The organism is Nonomuraea solani, assembly GCF_900108335.1.
Taxonomy (GTDB): domain Bacteria; phylum Actinomycetota; class Actinomycetes; order Streptosporangiales; family Streptosporangiaceae; genus Nonomuraea; species Nonomuraea solani.
The window spans coordinates 80,703-104,184 of sequence record NZ_FNVT01000022.1 but is presented as its reverse complement, the minus strand read 5'-3'; the positions used below and the strand labels follow the sequence as shown (position 1 = coordinate 104,184).

Sequence of the window (23,482 nt, the reverse complement as noted above, 5' to 3'; positions counted from 1 at the left end):
CATCCCCGACCTTCGATCCGGCGGCGCTTTCCGGATTTCAGAAGGACAGGTCGACCGCGCGTACGAGGCCCAGAAGGAGCCTGCGCCGGTCGGCCACGCGGAACCCCGCCTCGCGCACCGGCCGCCACGCGTGCCGTCCGGCGTGCACGTGATCCAGCACCAGCAGGTGGCCGCCCGGCCGCAGCACCCTCCTGATCTCCGTGAAGGCCGGGCCGCGGCCGAGCAGCGTCAGGCTCAGCGCGCACACCGCGACGTCGAACGAGCCGTCCAGGAAGGGCAGCCGGTGGGCGTCCGACTGGCACAGCGCGACCCGTACCCGCGTGTCGTGGTCTCTGGCGTGGGCCAGCATCGGGCGGCTGTAGTCGACCATCGCGACGCGGCAGCCCGGCGGGTAGTGCGGCAGGTTGGCGCCGGTGCCCGCGGCGACGTCGAGGACGTCGCCATGGGCGCGCGAGCACAGCCAGGCCCGCGCCCGGGCGAACGCGTGCCGTTCGAACGGCCGCATCGCCTCGTCATAGTCGGCGGCCTGGCCGTCCCAGTCCGCGCGGCTCGCCACCATCGCTCCACCGTAGGGAACGGGCACGTCACCCCGGAACACCCCAGGCCCGACGTTTCCGGCGTCCGGAAGGGCGGACCGGGCCGGGCGTCGGTGCTCGGACCTTCGGGATCACCTCGTCCTCCCCGTACATTCGGCCCATCACCATCACTCCCACACCGCGTCCGGGGCTCGCGCCGCGGACCCGGAGGGGACGGAGGAGGTGAGCACAGATGCGTTACCTGCACTGACGTAACGCGGATGTAGCACTCGGTGGCCCGGCGGCATCGCCGGGTCACCACCCCCGCCCGCTGCGCGAGGAGGAGAGCATGACGGAGGTGAGCGTTCCCGCCTCCGGCTCGATGGACGAGGCCGAGGCGTTCGTGCGGCGGTTCCACGACGAGAATCCCGAGGCCGGGCCACCCGGGCGGCGGCTGGAAGAGGTGCGCAGGTCGATCGGCGAGCACGGCACCTACGCGCACACCTCCGCCGAACTGGCCCACGCCGCCCGCGTGGCCTGGCGCAACAGCAAGCGGTGCATCGGCCGGCTCTACTGGCGCAACCTGGTGGTCCGCGACCGCCGCCACGTGACCACGGCCGAGGGCGTCTACCTCGAATGCGTCGCGCACCTGCGGCAGGCGTACGCGCACGGCCGCATCCGCCCGATGATCACGATCTTCGCGCCGGAGATCCCCGGCCGCGCGGGGCCGCGCATCCACAACGAGCAGCTCATCAGGTACGCCGGCTACCGCCGCGACGACGGCACCGTCCGCGGCGACCCGCGCAACGCGGCGCTGACCGAGCGCGTGCTGAAGCTCGGCTGGCCCGGCGGCCCCGGGACCTCGTTCGACCCGCTGCCGCTGCTCGTCGAGACGCCGGGGGAGCGGCCGCGGCTGTTCGACCTGCCCGCCGAGGCCGTGCGCGAGGTGCCCATCGGCCATCCCGATCTGTCCTGGTTCGGGGAGCTGGGGCTGCGCTGGCACGCGGTGCCGGCGATCTCCGACATGACGCTCGTGGCGGGCGGGCTGCGCTATCCGGCGGCGCCGTTCAACGGCTGGTACATGGGCACGGAGATCGGCGCCCGCAACCTGGCCGACGACGACCGGTACGCGATGCTGCCCGAGATCGCCCACCGGATGGGGCTGTGCGCCGCCGACCCCCGCACGCTCTGGAAGGACCGCGCGCTCGTCGAGCTGAACGTCGCCGTGCTCTGGTCGTTCCAGCGCTCCAGGGTGACGATCAGCGACCACCACACGGAGGCGGAGCGGTTCATGCGGCACCTGGAGCGCGAGCGCCGCGCGGGCCGGCGGGTGCCCGCCGAATGGGCGTGGATCGTCCCGCCGCTGTCCGGCGCCGCGACGCCCGTCTTCCACCACGTGTACGACGACGTGGACCTCCTCCCCGGCTTCGCCGGCCACTGAGCGTTGCCGGAGACCGGAAATCTGGGCCGCGGAAGATGTCCCGTAAGCGGCGTATCTGAGATCGGGCGCGCTTGATTACCGTCGGGGCGACATGAGGAGGTGCCTCGAGTGACGGCTTCCACGACGGCGCATGCGGCCGATCCGCTGTTCAACCCGCTCGACGACGACGTCCTGTCCGACCCGTACCCGGCCTACCGCCGGCTGCGGGAGACCGCGCCGGTCTACTGGCACGAGCAACTGGGATGCTGGCTGCTCACCAGGTTCGCGGACTGCTCTGCCGTGCTGCGCGACTCCCAGCGCTTCGCCGCCGACTTCCGCCGCATCGGCGAGCCCACCCCGCCGACCCTGCTGAGCCTGCAGACCCTTGACCCGCCCGACCACACGCCCCTGCGCCACCTGGCCCTGGACGCGGTGCGCGCCCAGGACTTGAAGGCCGTCGAGGCCGCGCTGACCGAGCGCGCGGACGCTCTCCTCGGTCCGCTCATGGACAGGGGCACGTTCGACTTCGTCCGCGACTTCGCCGACCCGTTCACGCTGTTCGCCATCACCCGTTTCATCGGTGTCGACCCGCCGCGCACCGGCGACGCCTTCGACCGCCTGAACGACGACCTCGACCGCAGCATGGACGCCCAGCTCGCGCCGGACGCGCTGGACCCGGGGCTGAAGGCCAGGGCCGCGTTCAACGACCTGGTCCGCTCCTGGCTGGCCGACCCGCCGCGCGCGGGCGCGCTCGGTTACGTGGCCACGCACCTGGCGGGTTCGGGGGTGGCCAACGACGAGGTGCTGGTCAGCTCCGTACGCGCGTTCTTCCACGCCGGGTTCGAGGTGCCCAGCCGCTTCCTGGGCAACGCCGTCGCCCGCCTGCTCCGGCATCCCGACGCCGAGGACGCCCTGCGTACCGGCACGGCCGCGCTCGACCCGGCGATCGAGGAGCTGCTGCGCCTGTCGAGCCCCGTGCACGCGCTCAGCCGCGGCAGCACCGAGGACGTCGAGCTGGGCGGCGCCAAGATCCGCCAGGGCGACGTCGTCACCGCCATGATCGCGGCGGCCGACCGCGACCCGGAGCAGTTCCCCGACCCGGACACGATGGTGCTGGACCGCCACCCCAACCCGCATCTCGGCTTCGGCCGCGGCTCCCACTCGTGCCTGGGGCTCAACGTCGCCCGCGTCGAGGCGAGGGTGGTCCTGTCGGCGCTGCTGAGCCGCCCCCGCCTGCGCCTCGCCGGGGAGCCCGTGGTCCGGCGCAACGCCACGCTGCGCGGCCTGTCCAGCCTGCCGGTCACGGTGACGCGGCCATGAGGGGCCTCTACGTCGACGGCGCCTGGGCGGACCCGCACGGCGGCACGCTGGACGTCCTCGATCCCACCACGGAAGAGAGCATCGGAGCCGTCGCGCTGGGTGACGCCGGGGACGTCGACCGGGCGGTCCGCGCGGCCGCGCGCGCCTTCCCCGGCTGGTCGCGCACCCCCGAACGGGAGCGGCTCGGCCACGTCCGCGAGATCGGCCGGCTCATCGGCCTGCACCTCGACGAGCTGACCGAGCTGATCGTGGCCGATCTCGGCATGCCGCGCGCGATGGCCCGCGACGCGCAGGTCGCCGCCCCCGCGCAGATCTTCACGATGGCCGCGGACCTGGCCGAGGGCTTCTCCGCCCCCTCGCCGGTGCCGGGCGCGGCGGCGGACACGCTGGTCGTCCGCGAGCCGGCCGGCGTCGTCGGCGCCATCACGCCCTGGAACTTCCCGCTGCAGGAGATCGCCGCCAAGACCGCCCCCGCCCTGGCCGTGGGCTGCACGGTGGTGGTCAAACCCAGCGAGATCGTCCCTATGGCGGCGCTCCGGCTGGCGGAGCTCATCGACGCCGCCGGGCTGCCCCCGGGCGTGTTCAACCTGGTGCCCGGCACCGGTCCGGTGGCGGGCGCGGCGCTGGCCGCGCATCCGCTGGTCGACATGGTGTCGTTCACCGGCTCCACGGTCACCGGTGCGCTGGTCGCCGAGGCGGCCGGTCGCGGCGTGAAGAAGGTCGCCCTGGAGATGGGCGGCAAGTCGCCGTGCGTGCTGCTCGACGACGCCCCGCTGGAGACGGCCGTGCCGGACACGGTCATGAACGCGTTCTTCAACTCGGGCCAGACCTGCAACGCGCTCACCCGTCTGCTCGTGCCCCGGGCCCGGCTGCCGGAGGCCGAGAAGCTGGCGGTGGCGGCCGCCGAGTCGAACGTCGTCGGCGACCCCCGCGACGCGGAGACCACGCTCGGCCCGCTGGTGTCCAGGCGGCAGCTCGAACGGGTCCTCGGGTACGTCCGCCGAGGCGGTGGCCGCCTGATCACGGGTGACCGGGCGCTGCCGGAACGTGGCTTCTTCGCCGCTCCGGCCGTCTTCACCGAAGTTCCGCCGGACGCGGTGCTGGCCACGGAGGAGATCTTCGGGCCGGTGCTGTGCCTGCAGGCGTACGAGGGCGAGGACGAGGCCGTCGCGCTGGCGGGCGCCAGTCCGTACGGGCTGTCGGCGGCGGTGTGGTCGGCCGACCGGGAGCGGGCCTCGCGCGTCGCGCGCCGCATCCGCGCCGGTCAGGTGCACATCAACGGCGCCGGCTTCGACCTGGGCGCGCCGTTCGGCGGCTTCAGGCAGTCTGGCCACGGCCGGGAGGGCGGCCGGTACGGGCTGGAGGAGTTCACCCAGCCCAAGGCGCTGCTCGGCGGGGTCGTGACATGAGCGAGCGCTGGTTCAGGTTCCTCTACCGGATCCGCCTGACGCCCTGGGAGACCAGGGGACCCGTCCCCGAACTGGTCGAGGCCGTGGACGGGACGGCCGGCTTCCCGGCCCTGCCCGCCGGCCGGGCGCTGGACATCGGCTGCGGGACCGGCACCCACGTCATCTGGCTGGCCGGGCGCGGCTGGGACGCGGCCGGCGTGGACCTGACGCCCGTGGCCATCGCCCGCGCCCGCGAGAAGGCGGAACGTGCCGGCGTCCAGGCCCGCTGGTACGTGGGCGACTTCATGGACCCGGCGGGGCTCGGCCTGGGCGACGGATACGGCCTGCTGTTCGACCGGGGCTGCCTGCACAGCGTGCCACCCGGGGACCGGGACGCCTACGTGCGGGCGGTCACCCGGATCGCCGCGCCGGGAGCCGTCCTGCTCCTGCTCGGCTGCTACCCGAGCAGGGGCCCGTGGCCCAAGCCGGCCGGCATCGCGAAGGGAGAGGTCGCCGCCCGCTTCGCCGACGGCTGGAAACTGGAGGCCGACGAGGACCGGGAGCGCGGCCACGCGGCCTTCTACCGACTCCAGCGTGTCCCCTGAGACGCCGGAACGTACGGCAACTTTACCGAAAGTTTCGGAGTCGAGCTGTGCTCTCCCGGACGACGAGGTCGATGCCCAGTTCGATACGGGGCCGCGTCAGCGGCTCGCCCTGCGCGAGCTTGAGGAGCATGGTCGTGGCGGCCGCCGCCATCTCGGCGAGCGGCTGCCGGATCGTGGTCAGCGGCGGGGTCGTCCACTGGGTCGAGGGCAGATCGTCGAACCCCACCACGCTCAGGTCGTCGGGAATGCGCAGCCCCAGCCGGTACGCGGCCCGGTAGACGCCCATGGCCTGCCCGTCGTTGCAGGCGAAGATCGCGGTCGGCGGGTCGGGCAGCCGCAGCAGCCGCTCGGCCTGGGCCAGGCCGCCCTCGACGGTGAAGTCGCCCTGGCCGATCAGGGCCGGGTCGGCGGCCACCCCGGCCATGTCGAGCGCGGTGCGGTAGCCGTCGAGGCGGGCCCGGCTGGACAGGGCGAAGTCGGGCCCCGTGATGATCGCGATGCGCCGATGCCCCAGGTCGAGAAGGTGGCGGGTGGCCGCGAGCCCGCCGTTCCAGTTGCTCGCGCCGACCGAGACCTGCGGGCCGGGATCGTCGAGCGGGTCGAGCAGCACGAGCGGCACGCCGCGCGTGGCGAGCTGGTCGCGCTGGTCCTCGTTGAGACCGGAGAACACCGCGATCACGCCGGTCGGGCGGCGGCTCAGCACGCCCTCGATCCAGCCCTTGCCGGGGATGTGGCGGTGCTGCAGCTCCGACAGCACCACGGCGAGCTGGTGGTCGCGGGCGACCTGCTCGACGCCCTTGGCGATCTCTATCGGATAGTCGCCCTCCAGAGCGTGAAAGACCAGCTCCACCAGGGGCGCCGGGCTGACGCGCCGTTGCGGGCGGTAGCCGTGCTCGCGGATGAGGCCTTCGATGAGCGCGCGGGTCTCGGGGGCGACCTCGGTGCGACCGTTCACGACCTTGGAGACGGTCGCGGTGGACACCCCGGCCAGCTCGGCGAGCTGCGCGATGGTGAGTGGCGGTGATGACGGGGTGCCGCCGGCTGCGGTCATGGCCGGAAGTCTATCGGCGCGGATTCGGATTCGTTTCGCTGCGCTGAGTGAGAAGTTCTTGACGGATTTCGAAGCGTCGACCTAGAGTCCCCGGTTAACAATCGGAATTCCCTCCGAAACTTATTAAACCATCTGACGTCTGGTCCCCCCACCCGCCACCGCACGTTCGGAAGAGATCACCGTGAAGCTCCGCATCGTCACACCGGCCACGCTCGCCGTGGCCCTCGCGTTGACCGCCTCCGCCTGTGGAGGCGGCGGCGGCACCTCGGCCCAGCCGTCGGGCGACGGCAAGTCGTTCGAGTTCTGGTCGTTCACCGGGATCAACCAGAAGGCCTCGGTCGAGGACTACCAGAAGCAGAACCCGGGCGTTCAGGTGAAGCTCACCGAGGTGGGCTCCTCCGTCGAGACCGCCCAGGCGCTCACCACGGCGCTGGCCGGCGGCAAGGTGCCCGACCTGGTGCTGATCCAGGGTGACGACCTGCCCAAGTTCGTCCAGCAGCCGCAGAACTTCCACGACCTGCGCCCGATGGGCGCGGACAAGATCAAGGGCGACTACCTGGACTGGGTGATGAGCCAGTCCACGGCCGCGGCGGGCGAGATCATCGGGATCCCGACCGACGTCGGCGGCATGGCCGTGGCCTACCGCACCGACCTGTTCAAGGAGGCCGGGCTGCCCACGGACCGGGAGGAGGTGGGCAAGCTCTGGCCGACCTGGGACGCCTTCATCGAGACCGGCAAGAAGTACACGGCGAAGACCGGCAAGGCGTTCGTGGACAACGCCGGCACCAGCGTGTTCTACCAGGCGGTCAACCAGGGGCCGCAGAAGTACTACGACCCGTCCGGGAACGTCGTCTACAGCACGAGCCCGCAGGTCAAGACCGCGTTCGACCTGGGGCTGAAGGCAATTCAGGCCGGGATCACGGCCAAGCAGAGCTCGTTCACCGACGGGTGGAGCGCGAGCATGGGCAAGGACCGGTTCGCGGTGATCGCGGCGCCGTCGTGGATGCTGGGCGCGATCCGCAGCAACGCACCCGACACCAAGGGCAAGTGGGACATCGCCACCATTCCGGGGGGCGCCGGCAACTGGGGCGGCAGCTACCTGGCCATCCCCAAGGGCGCGGCCAACCCCAAGGCGGCCTGGGACTACATCACCAAGACCCAGTCCCCGCAGGCCCAGCTCGATCACTTCGCCGACTCCGGCTCGCTGCCCACCACGCCGTCGGTCTACAAGGACCCGAAGCTGACCGGGCTGAAGGACCCGTTCTTCTCCGACGCGCCGACCGGGACGATCTACACGAACTCCCTGCTCGGGCTCAAGCCGTTCCGCATCGGCCCGGACAGCTCCGCCATCGGCCAGGAGTTCATCAACGCCATCACCAACGTCGAGCAGGGCAAGGGCGACCCCGCGCAGGCGTGGACGACGGCGCTGGCCAACATCAAGACGGCCATCGGCAAGTAGATGACGACCTCCGTTAGGCCGGCACCGGCGGTGGTGCCCGAAAGGACGGCGCGGGTCCGGCAGCGGCTGGGCGAACGCCTGGCGCCGTACGCGTACATCGCGCCGTTCTTTCTGATCTTCTCGGTGTTCGGGCTGGTGCCGCTGCTGTTCACGTTCTATGTGGCGCTGTTCGACTGGAACCCGATCGGCGAGCACGTCTTCATCGGCCTGGACAACTTCACCCGGCTGCTGGACGACGCCCGGTTCTGGAACGCCGCCTGGAACACGATCAGCATCTGGCTGCTGTCCACCGTGCCGCAACTGCTGATCGCGCTCGGGCTGGCGCACCTGCTCAACCACGCCCGGCTGCGGCTTGCGGTGTTCCTGCGGATGTCGATGGTGGTGCCGTACATCACCTCGGTCGCGGCCACCACCATCGTCTTCGCCCAGATGTTCGATCGCGACTACGGCCTGCTCAACTGGCTGCTCGGGCTGTTCGGCGTCGGGCCGATCGACTTCCTGCAGTCGGTGTGGGGCAGCCACGTGATGATCGCGGTCATGGTCACCTGGCGCTGGTTCGGCTACACGACGCTGCTCTACCTGGCCTCGCTCCAGGCGATCCCGCGCTCGATCTACGAGGCGGCGGCCGTGGACGGCGCCGGCGCCTGGAAGCAGTTCCGGCACATCTCCATCCCGTCGCTGCGGCCGGTGATCGTGTTCACCATCGTCACCTCGACCATCGGCGGCCTGCAGATCTTCACCGAGCCGCTGCTGATCTCCCGCGCCGCCCCGCTCACGTGCGGCCCGGTCCGTCAGTGCCAGACCCTCACCCTCTTCCTGTACGAGCAGGGCTTCGGCCAGTTCCAGTTCGGCTACGGCTCCGCCATCGGCGTGGCCCTGTTCGTCCTGATCATCGCCATCGCCACGCTCAACTACGTCCTGTCCACCCGCATCCGCCCGGAGCGATCGTGAACAAGTCCAGCCGGGTCCGCTGGTGGACCTACCTCATGCTCGCGCTGGCCGCCGTGGCCTGCCTGTTCCCGCTGTACTGGATGTTCGTGGTCGCGACCACCGACACCGCGACCGCCACCCAGCTACCGCCCGAGGTCGTGCCCGGCGGGAACTTCTTCCACCTGGCCGGGCTGGTGTTCACGACGGTGCCGTTCGTGCGCTCGATCGTCAACAGCCTCATCGTGGCCGGGACGATCGGCGTCGGGCACGCGGTGCTCTGCTCGCTGGCCGGGTTCGCGTTCGCCAAGCTGCGCTTTCCCGGCCGCAACGTGCTGTTCCTGATCGTGGTGCTGACGATGACGGTGCCGACGCAGCTCGCCGTCATCCCGCAGTACATGATCATCTCCTCGCTGGGCTGGGTGGACACCCTGCAGGCGATCATCGTGCCGGGGCTGGCCAGCGCGTTCGGCATCTTCTGGATGCGCCAGCACCTGTCCACCACGATCAGCGACGAGATCCTCCAGGCCGCCCGCATCGACGGCGCGACCACCTGGCAGATCTTCTGGCGGATCGCGTTCCCGCTGGTCCGGCCGGCCGCGTTCGTGCTCGGCCTGCTCGGTTTCGTGACCGCGTGGAACGACTTCCTGTGGCCGTTCATCGTGCTGAAATCGCCGGAGATGTACACCGCGCAGATCGCCATCAAGGCCCTGCAGAACAGCTTCACCGTCGATCTCGGACTGGCCATGTCGGGCTCGTTCCTGGCCACCCTGCCGCTGATCGTCCTGTTCGTCTTCGTGGGCAGGCGGATGGTGGCCGGGATCATGGACGGTGCCTTCAAGGGCTGACGGGGCGCGTGTGGCACGATGCCAGCATGTCCGAAATGCCGCGCTATGCCCTTGAACCTGACCAGGCTCACATGCGCGAGATGGGCATGGCGGCACTGTCCCTGGTCGAGGCGTACATCCGGGATCTGCCCCACCTGCCCGCCTTCGACCTCGGCGGCGCCACCGACCTGGCCGCCCGGCTGCGCGAGCCGGCCCCCGAGCACGGCACCGACTGGGACGGGCTGCTGGAGACGGTGGCCGCGGCGGCCGCCGGCGGGGCGACCAGCGCGGGGCCGGGCTATCTCGCCTATGTCCCCGGCGGCGGCCTGTACGTGTCCGCGCTGGCCGACCTCCTGGCGGCGGCGCTCAACAAGTACGTGTCGGTGTGGAATCTGGCGCCCGCCTGCGCCCAGATCGAGGCGACCGCGATCCGCTGGTTGTGCGACCTGTTCGGTTATCCGCCGGCGGCGCGCGGCATCCTCACCTCCGGCGGCTCGATGGCCAACTTCTCGGCCGTCGTCACCGCGCGTACCGCGCTGCTCGACGAGGACTTCCTCGACGGCACCCTGTACGTCACCGACCAGACCCACGCCTCCTCGGCCAAGGCCGCCCGGCTCGCCGGCTTCCCGCGCGCCCATGTGCGCACGGTGCCGACGCTCGGCAGCCTCACCATGGACCCGAAGGCGCTGGCCCGCATGGTGGCCGACGACCGCGCGGCGGGACGGCGGCCGTTCCTGGTCATCGGCAGCGCCGGCACGACGAACACCGGCGCCGTCGATCCGCTGGACGCCCTGGCGGACGTCGCCCGCGCGGAAGGGCTCTGGTTCCACGTCGACGCGGCCTACGGCGGCCCGTTCCAGCTCACCGAGCGCGGCCGGGCCCTGCTGCGCGGCATCGAGCGCGCCGACTCGATCACCCTCGATCCGCACAAGGCGATGTTCCTGCCGTACGGCACCGGCGCCCTGCTCGTCCGCGACGGGCCGCGGCTGCGCCAGGCGCACCACCTCGACGCCCACTACCTGCAGGACCTGGGCGCCGAGGACGACATCCCCAACTTCACCGAGTACTCCCCGGAACTGACGCGGGACTTCCGTGGCCTGCGGCTGTGGCTGCCCATCAAGCTGCACGGGCTGGCGGCCTTCCGCGAGGCGCTCGACGAGAAGCTCGACCTGGCCAGGGTGGCGCACTCGGCGCTGGTGGACGCCGGGTTCGAGGTCCCCTGGGAGCCTTCGCTGACGACCGTGGCGTTCCGCCGGGTGCCCGGCGACGGCGACGCCGACGCCTGCAACGCCCGGCTCCTGCGGCGGGTCAACGCCGGTGGCCGGGTGCTGCTGTCCAGCACCATGATCGGCGGCACGTACATGCTCCGCCTGTGCGTCGTCAGCCACCGCACGCACCTGGACCGCGTCGAAGAGGCCATCGAGGCGATCCGGAACTCAGATCGATAACGTGCGCAGGGCGTCGAGCTTGGCCTGTACGTGCCGCGTCTTCGTGGTGTGAGCCTGAGCCCGGTAGATGATCAGGGCGTGGTTCCAGGATTGGGCGGCCTCGGTGTGCCGGCCGAGCGCGTGGTAGGTGTCGCCCAGCCGCGACAGGGTCTCGGCCTCCTTGCTGGCATAACCGGAGGCGCGGCGCAGGTCGAGGGCGTGGTGGTAGTAGTCGAGGGCTTGCGCGTGGTGGCCGGTGTTGTGGGCGATGTAGCCGAGGCTGTCGAGCGTCGCCGCCTCGCCGAGACGGTCGCCGTGGCGGCGGTTCAGGACCAGCGCCTGCTCGCAGTGCCTCTGGGCATCGGCGAAGTCGGCCAGCAGCGCGTGGTTCCAGCCCAGGGAGTTGAGCGCGTTGGCCTCCTCCGTGGTGTCGCCGACCTTCCGGTACAGGCGCAGCGCGTGCTCCAGGTGGACCAGCGCCTGCTCGTGCTCGCCCTGCTGCTCCCAGGCCAGGGCGAGCGTGTGGCGTACGTACGCCTGGCCGGGAATGTCGCCGGACCGCTCGTACAGGGACAGAGCCTCGGCCAGATGCGGCAAGGACTCCTCGTGGTGCCCCGCGCGGGCGCAGGCGCGGCCGAGCATCTGGTGGATCAGGGCGTGGGCCGCCGAATCCTCCGGGTGCTCGACGGTCGAGGCCATCCGCCAGGTCGAAACGGAGGTCTGGAGCAGGTTGTGACCGAGATGGAAGGTGTCCAGCGTCCAGGCCAGTTGCCACACGGCGAGGTGCAGCCCGTGCTCGGCGGCCAGGCGCTGGGCGGCCAGCAGGCAGGGATGCTCGGCCCTGAACCATTCCTGCGCCGTCGCCGCGTCCGCCAGGTTGCGCGGCAGGCAGCCGGGCGCGGCCGGGGCCAGCTCGAACATGCCACGGCGGCGGGGGGAGAGCAGGAGGTCGGCGACGTACGAGGTGTGCAGGTAGAAGTCCACCAGCCGGCGTACGGCCGCCGCGCGTTCGTCCTCGCTCAGATCGCGGGCGGCGCGTTCGATGGCATAAAGCCGGACGAGATCGTGCATCCGATACCGCCCAGGAACGTGCTGGTGCAGCAGATGGGCGGTCTCCAGCGTGCGCAGCAGCGAACGGGCCTGCACCACCGAGCGGCCGATGAGGCTGGCGGCGGCCGTCAGGCTGATGTCCGGGCCCGGCGCCAGACCAAGCTGGGCGAAGGCCCCGGCCGCCGCGGCGGGCAGCACGCCGTAGGAGGAGCCGAAGACCTCGCGTAAGTCGGTGCTCAGCTCGTCGGTCTGTAACGCGTCCAGCCGGGTGCTCTCCGCCTGGAGCTCCTCGGCCAGCGCGGTCAGGGGCAGCCCGGCGTCGATGATGGCGCGCGCGGCGACGATGCCCAGGGCCAGCGGCAGCCCGGCGCACGTCCTGATGATGTCGTCGGCCGCCTCGCGTTCCGCCGACACCCGGTCCTGGCCCAGGCGGCGTTTCAGCAGCCGGCCGGCCTCGGCGTGGGAGAGCGGGCTCAGCCGCAGCAGATGAGCGCCCTCGGTCGCGATCAGGCCGGTGAGCACGGTACGGCCGGTCACCAGCGTGAGGCTGCCCGGCGACGGCGACAACAGCGGGCGCACCTGGTCGGTCTCGCGGGCGTTGTCCAGGATGACGAGCACCCGCTTGCCGGCCAGCAGGTTGCGATAGAGCCCGACCTGCTCCTCGAAGGTGGACGGTATGCCGTGGTGCGGCGGCTGCAGGAACCCCAGAAGGATCCGGACGGCCTGGGCGGACGGCATCTGCGTGGCGCCCGGGCTGAACCCCTGCAGATCCACGTAAAGCTGACCATCGGGAAAATGCTCCCGCACCCGGTGGGCCCAGTGCACGGCGAGCGCGGTCTTCCCGACTCCGCCCGTGCCGCTGATCACGCAGGTCGTGGCGGTGTACGGCGGCTCCTCGTCTTCAGTGAGGACGAACGCGTCCAGGGCGGCCAGCTCGGCCTCCCGGCCGCTGAAATGCTTGACGTCCGACGGGAGCCGGTAGACCCCCGCCCGCGGCGCGGACCCGTTCACCACCATGGTGCCGGCCAGGATGCCGGCCTGGAGCTGCTGGAGCTCCTCACCCGGTTCGAGGCCCAGTTCGTCGATGAGCACCGAGCGGGCCTGCCGGAATGCCTCCAGCGCCTTGTCGCGCTGGCCCGCCTGCGAGTGCGCGAGCATGATCAGGTGCCAGGCGCGCTCGCGCAGCGGCTGCTCGGCGACGAACAGCCGCAGGTCCTCGATGGCGTTCGCGGGCAGGCCGAGCGCGATCTTCGCTTCGGCCCAGTCCAGGCGCGCCGCGGCCAGCCGCTCTTCCAGCTCGGTCACGCGGGCGAGCATGGGGCCGGCGAGCGTGGTGCCCTCGGCGGGGCGTCCCCGCCACATCGACAGGGCGCTCTCGTACTGGCGGGCGACGGCCTGGAGGTCGCCCTGCTCGGCCGCGGCGTGCGCGAGCCGTACCGCCTGCTCGAACCGCAGCAGATCGACCTCTTCGACGGCCGCTTCGAGCAGGTAGCCCGTGTCTTTGGTGGACAGCCGCGTCTCCGGGGGCAGCGCCCTGCGCAACTGCGAGACGTACGTGTGCAGGTTCGCGATCGCCGACGCGGGAGGCTCCTCCCAGAGCGTCGCGACCATGCGTTCCCTGGAGACCACGGTGTTGACGTTGACCAGGAGGGTGGCGAGCACGGCGCACAGCTTGCCGCCCAACTGGACCTGCCGGCCATCGGGCCAGCGTACCTGCACCGGGCCCAAGACCTTGAAAGTCGCATCAACCAAGGCCCTTACTCCTTGCTTATGACGCTTGTGGTATCTGGGCCGATTGTTACCTACAGGTCTTCACGGGTCGAGAGGGGAAAGACAGGAAGATCGCTCACATCGCTCGCATCGAACCAGGATCCGGAGATTTGCAACGCCCCGCAGGATGCCGGACACAAACCAGGGTGTCCGCCACCTTCGGCAAGGAGAATCCGTGACAGACCGGGATCGCTTCGAAGCGGTCTATGACGCGTACTACTCGGCGATACACCAGTACGCCGCCCGCCGTACCGGCTCGCCCGACGACACCGCCGACGTCATCTCCGAGACGTTCCTCACCGCCTGGCGGCGGATCGGCGAGGTGCCCGAGGGGGAGCGGGCGCTGCTGTGGCTCTATGGTGTGGCCCGCCGCGTCCTGGCCAACCAGAAGCGCGGCGCCTCGCGCCGGGCCGGCCTCGCCGACCGGCTCCGCGACGAGCTGGCCGCCGACCGGCCGGGCACGCCGGCCGATCTGGAGTACGTCCGTGCCGCCTTCGACGAGCTGGGCGAGCGGGACCGGGAGGTCCTGGCGCTGGCGTGCTGGGAGGAGCTGAGCAGCGAGCAGATCGCCAAGGTCCTGGGCTGTACGGCCATCGCCGCCAGGACCCGCCTGCACCGGGCGCGGAAACGACTGGCGGCCACACTGCGCCGCCGGCCGTCCTCGACGATCGTGATGGGGGAAGCGTGAAGAACATCGATCACCTGGTCAAGGCCATCGACCCTGCCCCGCACGCGCCGGTTCAGGGGCCCGGCGCGCGCGAGCTGCGGGCGGCGATCATGGCCACCACCACTCCGGCGCGCCGCCGGTTCCTCACCACGCGGCCGGCACTGCTGCTGTCGGCGGCGACCGCCCTGGCCGTGGCCGTCGCGATCGGCGTCGGCCTGCCGTCCACCGGCCCGGCCACCGAATACGCCAACGCGGCCGTCTCCATCAAGAAGGGCGACGACCATTTCAGCGTCACCATCACCGACCCCGCGGCCGACCACCGGCGCTTCGAGGAGGCGTTCCGCGCGGTCGGGCTGAACGTCCGGGTGAAGGTCATCCCGGTGGCGCCGGACGAGGTGGGTGACCTGATCGGCCCGGTCGTCCCGGAGGGCTTCAGGTGGCACGGCAGCATCGGTGTCCAGGATGTGCGGCCGTGCGCGTCGGCCTTCTGCGGCAAGGTCTGGATGCCGTCCGACTTCCCCGGCCGGGTCGTCTTCGGCGTCGGCCGCCCTGCCGAGCCGGGCGAACCGTACGCCAACGACCGTCCCTACGACCCCATGGGGGAGGAGTCGCTGAAGGGCTACAAGACGCACGGCAAGAAGGTCGCCGTGGTGCGCGCCGAGGCGCTCCGGCGCGGGCTGAAGGTCACCTACCGCCTGCTGTGGAAGCAGGGCGAGGACGGCTACCGCGATCATCCCGCCACCGCGGACCAGGTCAAGAACGGCTGGACCGTCAACGGCACCCGCCCGTACAGCTCCGACGCCGTCGAGCTCTACGTCGAACCCGGCCCCGGCGCCGCGCCCGAGCCGCTGAAGGTCCCCAACCCTCAGTGGTACGACGATCTCACCAACTGAGCACCAATATTCCTTGAGCGTAGGGCTGCGGCGCGGTTCGCGACGCGGCCCTCACACGCTGCCTATTTTCAGCTACGGATCGTATCTGTACGTCATCGAAAGGAACGTCTATGTTCCGTAGCACCCTTGCGGGCGCCCTGGCGCTGGTCGCCACCGGTGGCATTCTCGTCGCCGCCGGCCCCGCCGCACACGCCGATCTCTGGGCTCCGTACGCCAGAGCCGGGGCCATCGTCGACGCGGACGGGAAGCTGAACAACGGCAAGAACGTCATCGACTCCTGGCGGGCCGGCACGGGCAAATACTGCGTCCGGGTCGCCTACGACGTGGACGTGGCAAAGGCGCTGATCCAGATCACGCCACGGAACGCCCGGCGGCTGCCGCACATCGCCTACCGGAACAAGTCGGCGACCTGTAAGCGGGACAACACCGTCGCCGTTCACGTCTACGACACGACCCACGGGCGGCTCGCCGACGGCGGCTTCGACCTGGCCATCTCCTGAACGGGACCAAAGGGACACCGACATGAAGAACTACAAGCGCATCGCGGCCGGAGCACTCGCCGCGGCCGCCGTCCTGGTTCCGTCCGCCGCCCGCGCGGACACGCCGTACGCCCAGGCGTCGGCCAAGGTGGAGATGGACGGGTCCGTCTCACGGAGCAAGCACATCAGCGATGTGTGGCACGTGTCGAAGGGCACGTACTGCGTCGCCGTCGACGAGCACGTCAATCTCGACGGCGCGGTGGCGGTGCACGCCACGCCGGTCGGCCTGTACAACGCCGCGCGTACGCTGTCCGTGGAGGTCGGGGGAGCACCGTGTGGCTGGGGCCGCGATGACATCATCGCCGTCTACAGCAGGGTCGCCTCCAGGGTGCCGGCCGACACCGCGTTCTATCTGACCGTTTCCTGAAGTTCCACGAAATGGCCGCGCGGCATCGCCCGCGCGGCCGCTTTTCATGAGCGTCGAGGTGTGGTGCCCGGAAGGTCTCCGGCGCCGATCGTGTCCCGGATCCTGTGGCGTTCGTCCTCGGCCGCGTCACTGGCGCTGCGATGCCGCGTTGGAGCTCGCCCGCCGGAGCAGCGCACCGAGGGTGGCGCTCATGATCCCGCCGCCGACCAGCACGACGTCGTAGGTGCTCACTTCCATGTTTCCTTACCGCTATTGGAGTTCTGTACGGCGCTGCCCTCGATGACTATCTTTGGCAGTGTGCGTAACGTCCGGAGAAGGACAACATTAGCGCTCGTGCTTGTTCTCGTGGTGGCATGCGGAAATGCCTCGGACACAGCGAGTGAGAAACGTGTGCCGGCCGACATTCCCCCGAAGACCCTGGATGACTGGGCGGCCTTTCCGGCCGATCGGGCCCCGCGGCCATTGCTGATCATCGGTGACCTTCCGATGGCCGCCCCGTCGGAACGCATGCCGGACGAGCTCAAAACCATGACGCGGAACCGGGCGTTCGTCCGTAAATTCGGTCCTGTTGAAACGCCTTCAGGAAAAGTCCGGGTGGAACTTCCAGACGGCCCGGCCGAAATGTCACTGATATCAGCCGAAAAAGCGTTCACGGCGATGGCCAGGCCGGCCCCGGACACGGTGGAGGTCGTCCGGGGTGAGCTGGGTTCGGCTTCGTTCGGCACCGACATGGGCGCCGTGAAACTCCCGGCGTGGCTGTTCTACGTGCGGGGAGCAGAGGCTCCGGTGGCCTGGCCGGCGATCGACCCGGCGGCGCTCTGGAAACCGGGCGAAGTGAGAGCGACCGCTGTGGCGGCGGACGCCCGGCTGGCGCCGGATGGCCGATCCCTGACGGTGAGCCTGCCCGGCCCGCCCGACCCCTGCCCAGGCCAGCAGCCGGTCAGGTACGAGACGCGGGTCATCGAATCGGAGCAGGCGGTCGCCGTCGGCGTACGGGCCGTCGGCGCCCCCGCCGAAGACTGCGTCAGGCTCGCGTTCGGGCGAATGGCCGATTACGGCTTCGTGCTGAAGAGCGCGCTCGGCGGCCGCGTCCTGGTCGACGCGCAGGGTGGCGTCATACCCGTCACGCGGCCGCCGTCGATCATCAGGTGATCGTCGTTATGCCGAAGTCGCGCCAGGCGGTACCGAAGTCCTGGTAGGTCATGGCATTGCCGCCACAGCCCGTGACCGTTCCCTTGGCGACGACGTTGGCCGTCCCGGACAGGGTGAACACCGGGCCGCCGCTGTCGCCGCCCTGGCAGGCGGGCGATCCGTTGGTCCGCTCGGAGTAGATGAGGTCGCTGTAGCACTCGTAGTTGCCGTATACGTCGTTGCCGCACGTGGTGGCGGTGAAGTTGCCGGAATTCTGGATGCTGCACACGGCCCCGCTGCGCGAGCCGGAATGGCAGACGAACTCGCCGGAGTAGGCCCAGTCCCAGCCGGCGACGCCCTTGGTGAATTCGCCGCCGGTGTTGAGGCCGCCGGGAACTCCGCCGTCCCAGATCCGGCTGCCGGCGTTGGTCGAGATCAGCAGGAGGTCGTGCGCGACATGTTCATGCGTCGCGGTGCCGACGAAGATGCTGTCGTTCCCGTTGTTGTGACTTCCGTTGATCCTTCCGCAGTGGCCGGCCGTGAGAAGGTATTCGGCGCCGCCTGCCACGACGCCGAAGCCGGCGGTGCAGAAGGCGCCGTTGTCGTTGTTGTTGAGCCGCATGCCGCCGTAGAAGGGCGAGCTGTCGTTGAGCCGGCCGGCCGGGGTGATCCGCTCGTGCTTCTCGACTCGTACGGGGACGGCGACGTCCTGAAGAATGGAGGCCGCGCCCGCCTGGTCCGACTCCGTCTGCATCACCAGGCCGCTGCCGTCGACCGGAATCGTCACGGTGTGGAACGGCGAGGTGGGGTTGGCCCGCATGCGGGCGACCATGGCGGCCGAAGCGGCTTGGAGCTCGGCGAGCGAGTGCGGTGCGCTCCTGGTCTGAACGGGCGCCTTCTCCTGCGCGGAGACGACGGCCGTTTGCACGTCGGCGGGCGGCGAGCCCTTCCACCAGAGGACGACCTGGCCGTCCCGGAACGCGATCCCCGCGAACCCGGGGGCCTTGGCGCGTTCGACGGCCCAGCGGATCTTGCCGGCGGCCTGCTGGAGGGGTATTTGGGCCATCAGTTTTTCGCGGTCGGCCGGGGCGATATAGCTGAACGGAGTGGATTCCTTCTGGACTCCCGGCTTTTCGTCATCGGCGGACGCCGCCGGGCCGAAACCGAAAGTCAGGGAGCCGGCGAGGATGATTGCCGATAATCGCTTCACGTTTCAGACCTCCGTTGGTGGTGGGGCAATTGCCGGATCATCAACACAGATCATGCGCACGAGGAAATAAGCTCGTCAACTCTTGTCTTGTCGCTTGGCATGTGCTGTCGCGGCCCGTACCGAATTCAGCCTTCCGAAACATCGAATAGAGATTCCAAACGGGCGGCATCGGACAAATATGGCCACGAACCGAAAACATGGACCATCTGTGCACAACGGGGCCTGTCCGGCCGTACCCACTCCAAGTCAAAACTGTCGGTGACGAAGTCCATACTCTCGGTCATGGCAGAACAGGCCCTGGACATGGGCGAGATCACGATCTCCGATTGGTACGGCCACGCCGACAAGATGGCCGAAGTCCGCTTCCGCACGATCGCCGGACGCCTGCCCTCCCTCGTGCGCCAGGCCATGAAGGTGGCCTGGCGGGCCAACCCCCGCGACATCCTGTGCGCGGTCATCCTCAACCTGCTCGGTGGCGTCTTCACCGCCTTCGGACTGCTCGCCACGACGGGCGTGCTCACCGCGCTCTTCACCGCCGGGCCGACCCTCGGCCGGGTCATGGCCGCGCTGCCCAGCCTCGCCCTGGTCGCCGCGGCCGCCGCGATGCGCGCCACGTTGCAGGCGGGCGCGGGATGGGCCCAGGCCCGCCTCAACCCCCAGATCTCCCGCCTGACCGAGGAGCAGCTCTACAGTCTCACCAGCGAGGTCGCGCTCGTGGCCTTCGACGATCCGGATTTCCACGACGCCCTCGAGCGCGCCACCGCGCGCGGCATGTACGTCGCCTCGACCGTGGTCACCGCCGCGATCGACGTGCTCACCGCCGGCATCGGGCTCGTCGCCGTGGCCGGTGTGCTGAGCATGCTGCATCCCGCCCTGCTGCCACTCCTCCTGCTCGCCGTGCTGCCCGATTCGTGGGCCGCCATCCGCGGCGCCCGCATGCGCTACACCACCGAATACGCGCTCATCCCGGCCCGCCGCCGCAAGTGGATCATCGGCAAACTGCTCGCGGAACGAGGCGCCGCCGCCGAGGTCCGCGCGTTCACCATGCGGGGTTTCCTGCTGCGCATGTACGACGCGGTAGCCGCCGCCGAGCAGGACGTCCGGCTCGGGCTCGCCAGGCGGCAGACGATCACGCGGCTGATCGGCGAGGCCATCGGCGGCCTCGGCGCGGCGCTCGTCTACATCGCCCTCGGCCTGCTGCTGGCCGTGGCCGCGATCCCGCTCGCCGTCGCCGGCACTGCCGTCCTGGCCATCAAATCGGCCCAAACCTCACTGGCCAACCTCATGTACGCGACCAACCGCCTCTACGAGGAGGGCCTCTATTTCACCGACTTCACCGGATTCCTCGACCTCTGCACCGAGCGGCACCGCCCGCCGAGCGCCGGTTCCGCCACCACGGCCCTGGCCGGCTTCGAGCGCATCGCCGTCGACGGGGTCACGTTCTCCTACCCCGGCTCCGACACCCCGGCCCTGTCCGGGGTGTCGTTGAAGATCGACCGCGGCGAAGTGATCGCGTTCGTCGGCGAGAACGGCTCCGGCAAGACCACCCTCGCCAAGATCCTGTCCGGCCTCTACCAGCCCGACAGCGGCGTGGTCCTCTGGGACGACGTCGACCTGGCGGACGTTCACCCCGACGCGGTCCGGCTCCGCACCGCCGTCATCGCCCAAGACCACACCCGCTGGCCGCTCACCGCCCGCTACAACATCACGATGGGCACCGACAAGGGCGAACCCGCCCTGCACGCCGCGGCCGCCATCGCCGGTGCCGACGACGTCATCGCCGACCTGCCCCACGGCTACCGCACCCTGCTCGACCGCCGCTTCAAGGACGGCCATGAGCTGTCCGGCGGCCAATGGCAGCGCATCGCCGTCGCCCGCGGCTTCCACCGCGACGCGGACCTGCTCATCTGCGACGAACCCACCGCCGCGCTGGACGCCCGCGCCGAACATGCCGCGTTCGAGGGTCTGCGCAGCCATGCCGACGGCCGCACGGTGCTGCTGATCACCCACCGCCTGGCCAGCGTCCGCTACGCCGACCGCATCTATGTCCTGGATCACGGAAAGATCGTGGAGCAGGGGACTCATGAAGCACTGATGGCCGAGGGCGGCCTCTACCACGAGCTGTACACCCTCCAGGCAACGGCCTACCAGTAGGACTACCGGCATCGTCGCGCAGGCCAGTGCGACATGGCGCTTTCATGTTCGCACTGGCGCCCATCAGGTGGTGAGCCCGGTGGCGAGGTGCGGCCATCCGGCCATTCGGCTCTCCTTGATGCGCGATTTCGTCACCGTGCAACGGTCGTCACATCCGTGACCTCGTCGGCAGGCGGCCTGCGAGCAGGGCCTCGCCCAATGGGCTCAGGGTGTGCAGCATTGTGGTGGCGGTGCGTCGGCTGGCGATCAGGCCCGCGTCGCGTAGTACGGCGGTGTGGTGGCTGATGGTGGGCGGTGACACCCCGACACGCTGGGCCAGCTCGCCGGTCGTGCCGCCGTCGGCCACGGCTCGCAGCACCGCGGCCCGGGTGTCGCCGAGCAGCCGGGCCAAGGCGGTGTCGTGCCGCGTGGGGACCGGCTCGGGGTGGTGCTCCACCGGGTAGACGACGGCCTGCGGGAGTTCGGCGTCGAAGATGGTGAGCGGATGGAGCCGGTTGAAGTAGGAGGGGATCAGCAGCAGGCCGCGCCCGTTCAGATGAATGTCCCGGCCGGAGGGATGGAGAGGGATCTCCAGCACCGGGAAGCGCCAGCGCATGCTCGGGCGGAAGCTGTCGAGCAGGCCGTGCATGCCGCCCTCACGCAGGGCGTGGCGGCGCCGGGCGATGTCGCTGTCGACGCAGGCGCGGATCGTCGGCCAGTACGGCTCGACCGAGAGCCGATGGTAGGCGCGCATGACGTCGCCGAGTTCGGCCAGCGCGCCCGCTCTGCCGGTACGGAGGTCGTCCAGCCAGGCGCCGTGGCCGGGCCCGTCGCCGAGCCGGCCGATCTCCTCGCGTAATCGGCGCCGGGACGTGCTCAGAATGGCGTTCAGGGCTTCTTCCAGCCCGAGCGCGCCCTCTGGGGGAGTGAGCAGGTCGGGGTAGTAGGCGGCGTGGGGCGCGACCGGTAAGAGCCGGTCGCGCACGGGCCGGGCCAGACCCGCGCGATGCAGGTCGTGGCGCACCTGCCGCCGCCACGGCCCGAACGTGTTCTTTCCGTACGTGTTCGGCAGGGCCTGCAGGCTGCCGACGACCTCCCACATCACGTCCGGCCCGTTCGCCACATGAGTGCACGCCAGGTCAGCGCGCGTGAAATGAATGCGCATCCGCCCGCCCCGTCTCCCCGTTGCCCGCATATCCGGCGCTCCCGCCGCGCCGTCTCAGTCAGGAAGACAACGCCGCCCCGCCGTTCTCTACGCACCGGGCGGGAAGCCTTGTGACGCGCATGCGGTGTGCTCCTATCACCGAACGGACACCATCACGAAGGCCAACCGTCGTCAGGCCCCGCGTCTTCGCCCCCTGAACAGGGCGTTTCGAGCCCGATCGAAACGCCCTGGCGCGCTCACAGGCACCAGGAGACGGTAAATCCGTGGGAATGCGCGAGAAGGAGAGTGGCACATGCGCGGACGACTACGGGCTGCGCTTGCGATCGTCGCAAGCGCACTTTCTGTGCTGGTCCTCGGAACTCAGCCGGCGTGGGCGGACTACGACATCAAAGGCTGCAAGGTTTCCTACGGTTACTGCGAAACGGGGGCGATAATCCCGCACAATTCTGAGCTGTGGGTCATCGCCCGGTTCTACGTATGTGGGGGAGGAGCGGTCGAGGCACGCCTTCGTGATTACTCCACCGGTGAGATAGTCGACACCTTCTTCGTAAGAGCGGGCGGCGATGGCAGCGGCGGCGGCGTGTCGCTTCCCTGGCCTTTCCCTCCGGACTGGCCAGGTGGCACGCCCGCGTGCAACAGCGAGAGAGAAATGGTCTACGGCCTGCAGTATCGCCATTGGTACGGCCTGGAAGTCGACGGCGGTGCCGTTGCCGCCGCCGTGTGGATCTGCAACATGACGTACGATCCGCGCAATGGCAGGACCTGCTAGGGAGGTCGGCCCAAGCCCCTGTTTCCCTCGGGCGATGGAGGTTGTGCGGGATGAAACCGCACCCTGCGGGAACCGGGAGACGGATGGCCACGCCGGCAGTCCACGGAGACCGCGCCGGCGTCCCGGAGTCCGCGATGCGCCTCCCGCGAAGGACGCCCCAGGACCCGGCCGCCGCCCGGCGAGCGCGGATGCGCCCTGGGCTGCGGCCGCTTGGTGAGCGGGGCCGTGCTCTGGGCTGCGGCCGCTTGACGAGCGGGCATGAGCTTTGGATCCCGGCCGCTTGGCGAGCCGGGCGCCCCTCACCTGGCGCATCCTGTCCGGAACCGTCTCCCGGCCGCCCGGGGAGGTGCCGGGCGCTCAGGATGAGCAGCGCCGCCAGGCGGCTCGCACAAAGCGGTCACGCGCGACCAGCTCGGTCGTCAGCAGGATCGCGACCGCCTCGGCGGTCGGAAGAGCCGCCAGAACGGCGACCTGCTCGGCGGCCGGAAGAGCCACCGGGCAACGAACTGCTCGGCGACTGTCCGCTCGATGAGGCCCTGCGCCCCGAGGAGGCCGGGCCTTCGCGATCGGGCTGGAGCCGGTGTCCACGGAGACGGCGGGCGGCCAGAACTCGGCGGTCGTGGGCGGGCGCCTCGAAGGGTGCTACATCGGCGGCTTCCCGTTCATGGTGGGCCTGGGCACGGCACCCGGCCCGGTCGCCGGCGGCCGGTTGTTCCTCCGTCTGGGACAGGCGGCCTGGCCCGTGGTGAGGGCCGGTGCGGTGCTCGCCGGTGTCGCCGCGGTGGTGGCGGTGCGCGCGCACCGGGGGAAGGGACGCCTCCGCTAGCGGTTTCACCTGTCTTGGGGGTA

The 23,482-nt window shown here is 70.4% G+C and carries 23 protein-coding genes; 16 read left to right on the top strand and 7 right to left on the bottom strand.

Annotated features, from left to right (window positions below; all coding sequences use genetic code 11):
- Positions 1–37: 37 nt before the first annotated feature.
- The gene (locus tag C4V41_RS48900; RefSeq protein ID WP_103962917.1) at positions 38–559 is read right to left on the bottom strand and encodes a class I SAM-dependent methyltransferase; all 522 of its coding nucleotides are present in this window, start codon (positions 557–559) and stop codon (positions 38–40) included.
- 305 nt (positions 560–864) lie between these two features.
- Here C4V41_RS48900 and C4V41_RS48895 point away from each other — a divergent pair, with 305 nt between their 5' ends.
- The 4 genes from C4V41_RS48895 to C4V41_RS48880 all read left to right on the top strand — a co-directional run bounded on the left by C4V41_RS48895 (position 865) and on the right by C4V41_RS48880 (position 5,248).
- The gene (locus tag C4V41_RS48895) at positions 865–1,956 is read left to right on the top strand and encodes a nitric oxide synthase oxygenase (RefSeq protein ID WP_235030860.1); all 1,092 of its coding nucleotides are present in this window, start codon (positions 865–867) and stop codon (positions 1,954–1,956) included.
- A 108-nt stretch (positions 1,957–2,064) separates the two neighbouring features.
- Complete coding sequence (locus C4V41_RS48890; protein ID WP_103962916.1) at positions 2,065–3,255, top strand: cytochrome P450; 1,191 nt, start codon at positions 2,065–2,067, stop codon at positions 3,253–3,255.
- On the top strand, positions 3,252–4,664 hold the full coding sequence (locus tag C4V41_RS48885; RefSeq protein WP_103962915.1) for an aldehyde dehydrogenase family protein: 1,413 nt from the start codon (positions 3,252–3,254) through the stop codon (positions 4,662–4,664). Before C4V41_RS48890 ends, C4V41_RS48885 begins: the two co-directional genes overlap by 4 nt.
- Positions 4,661–5,248 (top strand): class I SAM-dependent methyltransferase, encoded by a 588-nt coding sequence (locus C4V41_RS48880; RefSeq protein ID WP_103962914.1) that lies wholly within the window; start codon positions 4,661–4,663, stop codon positions 5,246–5,248. The genes C4V41_RS48885 and C4V41_RS48880 overlap by 4 nt, the downstream gene beginning before the upstream one ends.
- A 22-nt stretch (positions 5,249–5,270) precedes the next feature.
- On the opposite strand, the gene C4V41_RS48875 is transcribed toward C4V41_RS48880, so the two are convergent.
- The gene (locus C4V41_RS48875) at positions 5,271–6,299 is read right to left on the bottom strand and encodes a LacI family DNA-binding transcriptional regulator (RefSeq protein ID WP_103962913.1); all 1,029 of its coding nucleotides are present in this window, start codon (positions 6,297–6,299) and stop codon (positions 5,271–5,273) included.
- 181 nt (positions 6,300–6,480) lie between these two features.
- On the opposite strand from C4V41_RS48875, the gene C4V41_RS48870 reads away from it, so the two are divergent.
- Genes C4V41_RS48870 through C4V41_RS48855 form a run of 4 tightly spaced genes read left to right on the top strand, consistent with a single transcriptional unit; the run spans position 6,481 to position 10,960 of the window.
- Positions 6,481–7,758 carry an ABC transporter substrate-binding protein gene (locus tag C4V41_RS48870; RefSeq protein WP_103962912.1) on the top strand — a complete coding sequence of 426 codons (1,278 nt, stop codon included), beginning with the start codon at positions 6,481–6,483 and terminating at the stop codon, positions 7,756–7,758.
- Complete coding sequence (locus tag C4V41_RS48865) at positions 7,759–8,709, top strand: carbohydrate ABC transporter permease (RefSeq protein WP_103962911.1); 951 nt, start codon at positions 7,759–7,761, stop codon at positions 8,707–8,709.
- On the top strand, positions 8,706–9,533 hold the full coding sequence (locus tag C4V41_RS48860) for a carbohydrate ABC transporter permease (RefSeq protein WP_103962910.1): 828 nt from the start codon (positions 8,706–8,708) through the stop codon (positions 9,531–9,533). Before C4V41_RS48865 ends, C4V41_RS48860 begins: the two co-directional genes overlap by 4 nt.
- A 26-nt stretch (positions 9,534–9,559) precedes the next feature.
- Positions 9,560–10,960 (top strand): pyridoxal phosphate-dependent decarboxylase family protein, encoded by a 1,401-nt coding sequence (locus C4V41_RS48855; protein ID WP_200824764.1) that lies wholly within the window; start codon positions 9,560–9,562, stop codon positions 10,958–10,960.
- Here C4V41_RS48855 and C4V41_RS48850 read toward each other — a convergent pair.
- On the bottom strand, positions 10,949–13,741 hold the full coding sequence (locus C4V41_RS48850; RefSeq protein WP_103962909.1) for an AfsR/SARP family transcriptional regulator: 2,793 nt from the start codon (positions 13,739–13,741) through the stop codon (positions 10,949–10,951). The two genes, C4V41_RS48855 and C4V41_RS48850, sit on opposite strands and share 12 nt — an antisense overlap.
- Before the next feature lie 193 nt (positions 13,742–13,934).
- Between C4V41_RS48850 and C4V41_RS48845 the strand changes: the two genes are divergently transcribed.
- The 4 genes from C4V41_RS48845 to C4V41_RS48830 all read left to right on the top strand — a co-directional run bounded on the left by C4V41_RS48845 (position 13,935) and on the right by C4V41_RS48830 (position 16,225).
- Positions 13,935–14,447 (top strand): RNA polymerase sigma factor, encoded by a 513-nt coding sequence (locus C4V41_RS48845; protein ID WP_235030859.1) that lies wholly within the window; start codon positions 13,935–13,937, stop codon positions 14,445–14,447.
- Positions 14,444–15,319 carry a hypothetical protein gene (locus C4V41_RS48840; RefSeq protein WP_103962907.1) on the top strand — a complete coding sequence of 292 codons (876 nt, stop codon included), beginning with the start codon at positions 14,444–14,446 and terminating at the stop codon, positions 15,317–15,319. Before C4V41_RS48845 ends, C4V41_RS48840 begins: the two co-directional genes overlap by 4 nt.
- Before the next feature lie 110 nt (positions 15,320–15,429).
- Complete coding sequence (locus C4V41_RS48835) at positions 15,430–15,819, top strand: hypothetical protein (protein ID WP_103962906.1); 390 nt, start codon at positions 15,430–15,432, stop codon at positions 15,817–15,819.
- A gap of 22 nt (positions 15,820–15,841) precedes the next feature.
- Positions 15,842–16,225 (top strand): hypothetical protein, encoded by a 384-nt coding sequence (locus C4V41_RS48830; protein ID WP_103962905.1) that lies wholly within the window; start codon positions 15,842–15,844, stop codon positions 16,223–16,225.
- A 126-nt stretch (positions 16,226–16,351) separates the two neighbouring features.
- Here the strand turns inward: C4V41_RS48830 and C4V41_RS61250 are convergent, their stop codons facing one another.
- The gene (locus C4V41_RS61250) at positions 16,352–16,456 is read right to left on the bottom strand and encodes a malate:quinone oxidoreductase (protein WP_200824763.1); all 105 of its coding nucleotides are present in this window, start codon (positions 16,454–16,456) and stop codon (positions 16,352–16,354) included.
- Between the two features lie 66 nt (positions 16,457–16,522).
- Between C4V41_RS61250 and C4V41_RS61245 the strand changes: the two genes are divergently transcribed.
- Complete coding sequence (locus tag C4V41_RS61245) at positions 16,523–17,377, top strand: hypothetical protein (protein WP_146104075.1); 855 nt, start codon at positions 16,523–16,525, stop codon at positions 17,375–17,377.
- Here C4V41_RS61245 and C4V41_RS48820 read toward each other — a convergent pair.
- Positions 17,370–18,422 carry a chymotrypsin family serine protease gene (locus tag C4V41_RS48820; protein ID WP_146104074.1) on the bottom strand — a complete coding sequence of 351 codons (1,053 nt, stop codon included), beginning with the start codon at positions 18,420–18,422 and terminating at the stop codon, positions 17,370–17,372. The genes C4V41_RS61245 and C4V41_RS48820 overlap by 8 nt on opposite strands.
- 426 nt (positions 18,423–18,848) lie before the next feature.
- Between C4V41_RS48820 and C4V41_RS48815 the strand changes: the two genes are divergently transcribed.
- Positions 18,849–20,720 carry an ABC transporter ATP-binding protein gene (locus C4V41_RS48815; protein ID WP_103962902.1) on the top strand — a complete coding sequence of 624 codons (1,872 nt, stop codon included), beginning with the start codon at positions 18,849–18,851 and terminating at the stop codon, positions 20,718–20,720.
- A gap of 148 nt (positions 20,721–20,868) precedes the next feature.
- Here C4V41_RS48815 and C4V41_RS48810 read toward each other — a convergent pair whose 3' ends face one another.
- Positions 20,869–21,864, bottom strand: a complete 996-nt coding sequence (locus tag C4V41_RS48810; RefSeq protein WP_160150658.1) for an ArsR/SmtB family transcription factor — start codon at positions 21,862–21,864, stop codon at positions 20,869–20,871.
- Between the two features lie 292 nt (positions 21,865–22,156).
- On the opposite strand from C4V41_RS48810, the gene C4V41_RS61240 reads away from it, so the two are divergent.
- On the top strand, positions 22,157–22,633 hold the full coding sequence (locus C4V41_RS61240) for a hypothetical protein (protein WP_146104073.1): 477 nt from the start codon (positions 22,157–22,159) through the stop codon (positions 22,631–22,633).
- Between the two features lie 357 nt (positions 22,634–22,990).
- Here the strand turns inward: C4V41_RS61240 and C4V41_RS62430 are convergent, their stop codons facing one another.
- Complete coding sequence (locus C4V41_RS62430) at positions 22,991–23,128, bottom strand: hypothetical protein (RefSeq protein WP_160150657.1); 138 nt, start codon at positions 23,126–23,128, stop codon at positions 22,991–22,993.
- Between the two features lie 85 nt (positions 23,129–23,213).
- On the opposite strand from C4V41_RS62430, the gene C4V41_RS48805 reads away from it, so the two are divergent.
- Positions 23,214–23,459 (top strand): hypothetical protein, encoded by a 246-nt coding sequence (locus C4V41_RS48805; protein WP_103962900.1) that lies wholly within the window; start codon positions 23,214–23,216, stop codon positions 23,457–23,459.
- Positions 23,460–23,482: the final 23 nt, after the last annotated feature.

Bases quoted from the DNA above. Each gene is read 5' to 3' on its own strand.
- C4V41_RS48900 (WP_103962917.1), bottom strand. From the start codon at position 559: ATGGTGGCGAGCCGCGCGGACTGGGACGGCCAGGCCGCCGACTATGAC.
- C4V41_RS48895 (WP_235030860.1), top strand. From the start codon at position 865: ATGACGGAGGTGAGCGTTCCCGCCTCCGGCTCGATGGACGAGGCCGAG.
- C4V41_RS48885 (WP_103962915.1), top strand. From the start codon at position 3,252: ATGAGGGGCCTCTACGTCGACGGCGCCTGGGCGGACCCGCACGGCGGC.
- C4V41_RS48880 (WP_103962914.1), top strand. From the start codon at position 4,661: ATGAGCGAGCGCTGGTTCAGGTTCCTCTACCGGATCCGCCTGACGCCC.
- C4V41_RS48875 (WP_103962913.1), bottom strand. From the start codon at position 6,299: ATGACCGCAGCCGGCGGCACCCCGTCATCACCGCCACTCACCATCGCG.
- C4V41_RS48865 (WP_103962911.1), top strand. From the start codon at position 7,759: ATGACGACCTCCGTTAGGCCGGCACCGGCGGTGGTGCCCGAAAGGACG.
- C4V41_RS48855 (WP_200824764.1), top strand. From the start codon at position 9,560: ATGTCCGAAATGCCGCGCTATGCCCTTGAACCTGACCAGGCTCACATG.
- C4V41_RS48835 (WP_103962906.1), top strand. From the start codon at position 15,430: ATGTTCCGTAGCACCCTTGCGGGCGCCCTGGCGCTGGTCGCCACCGGT.
- C4V41_RS48830 (WP_103962905.1), top strand. From the start codon at position 15,842: ATGAAGAACTACAAGCGCATCGCGGCCGGAGCACTCGCCGCGGCCGCC.
- C4V41_RS48820 (WP_146104074.1), bottom strand. From the start codon at position 18,422: ATGGCCCAAATACCCCTCCAGCAGGCCGCCGGCAAGATCCGCTGGGCC.
- C4V41_RS48815 (WP_103962902.1), top strand. From the start codon at position 18,849: ATGGCAGAACAGGCCCTGGACATGGGCGAGATCACGATCTCCGATTGG.
- C4V41_RS48810 (WP_160150658.1), bottom strand. From the start codon at position 21,864: ATGCGCATTCATTTCACGCGCGCTGACCTGGCGTGCACTCATGTGGCG.
- C4V41_RS61240 (WP_146104073.1), top strand. From the start codon at position 22,157: ATGCGCGGACGACTACGGGCTGCGCTTGCGATCGTCGCAAGCGCACTT.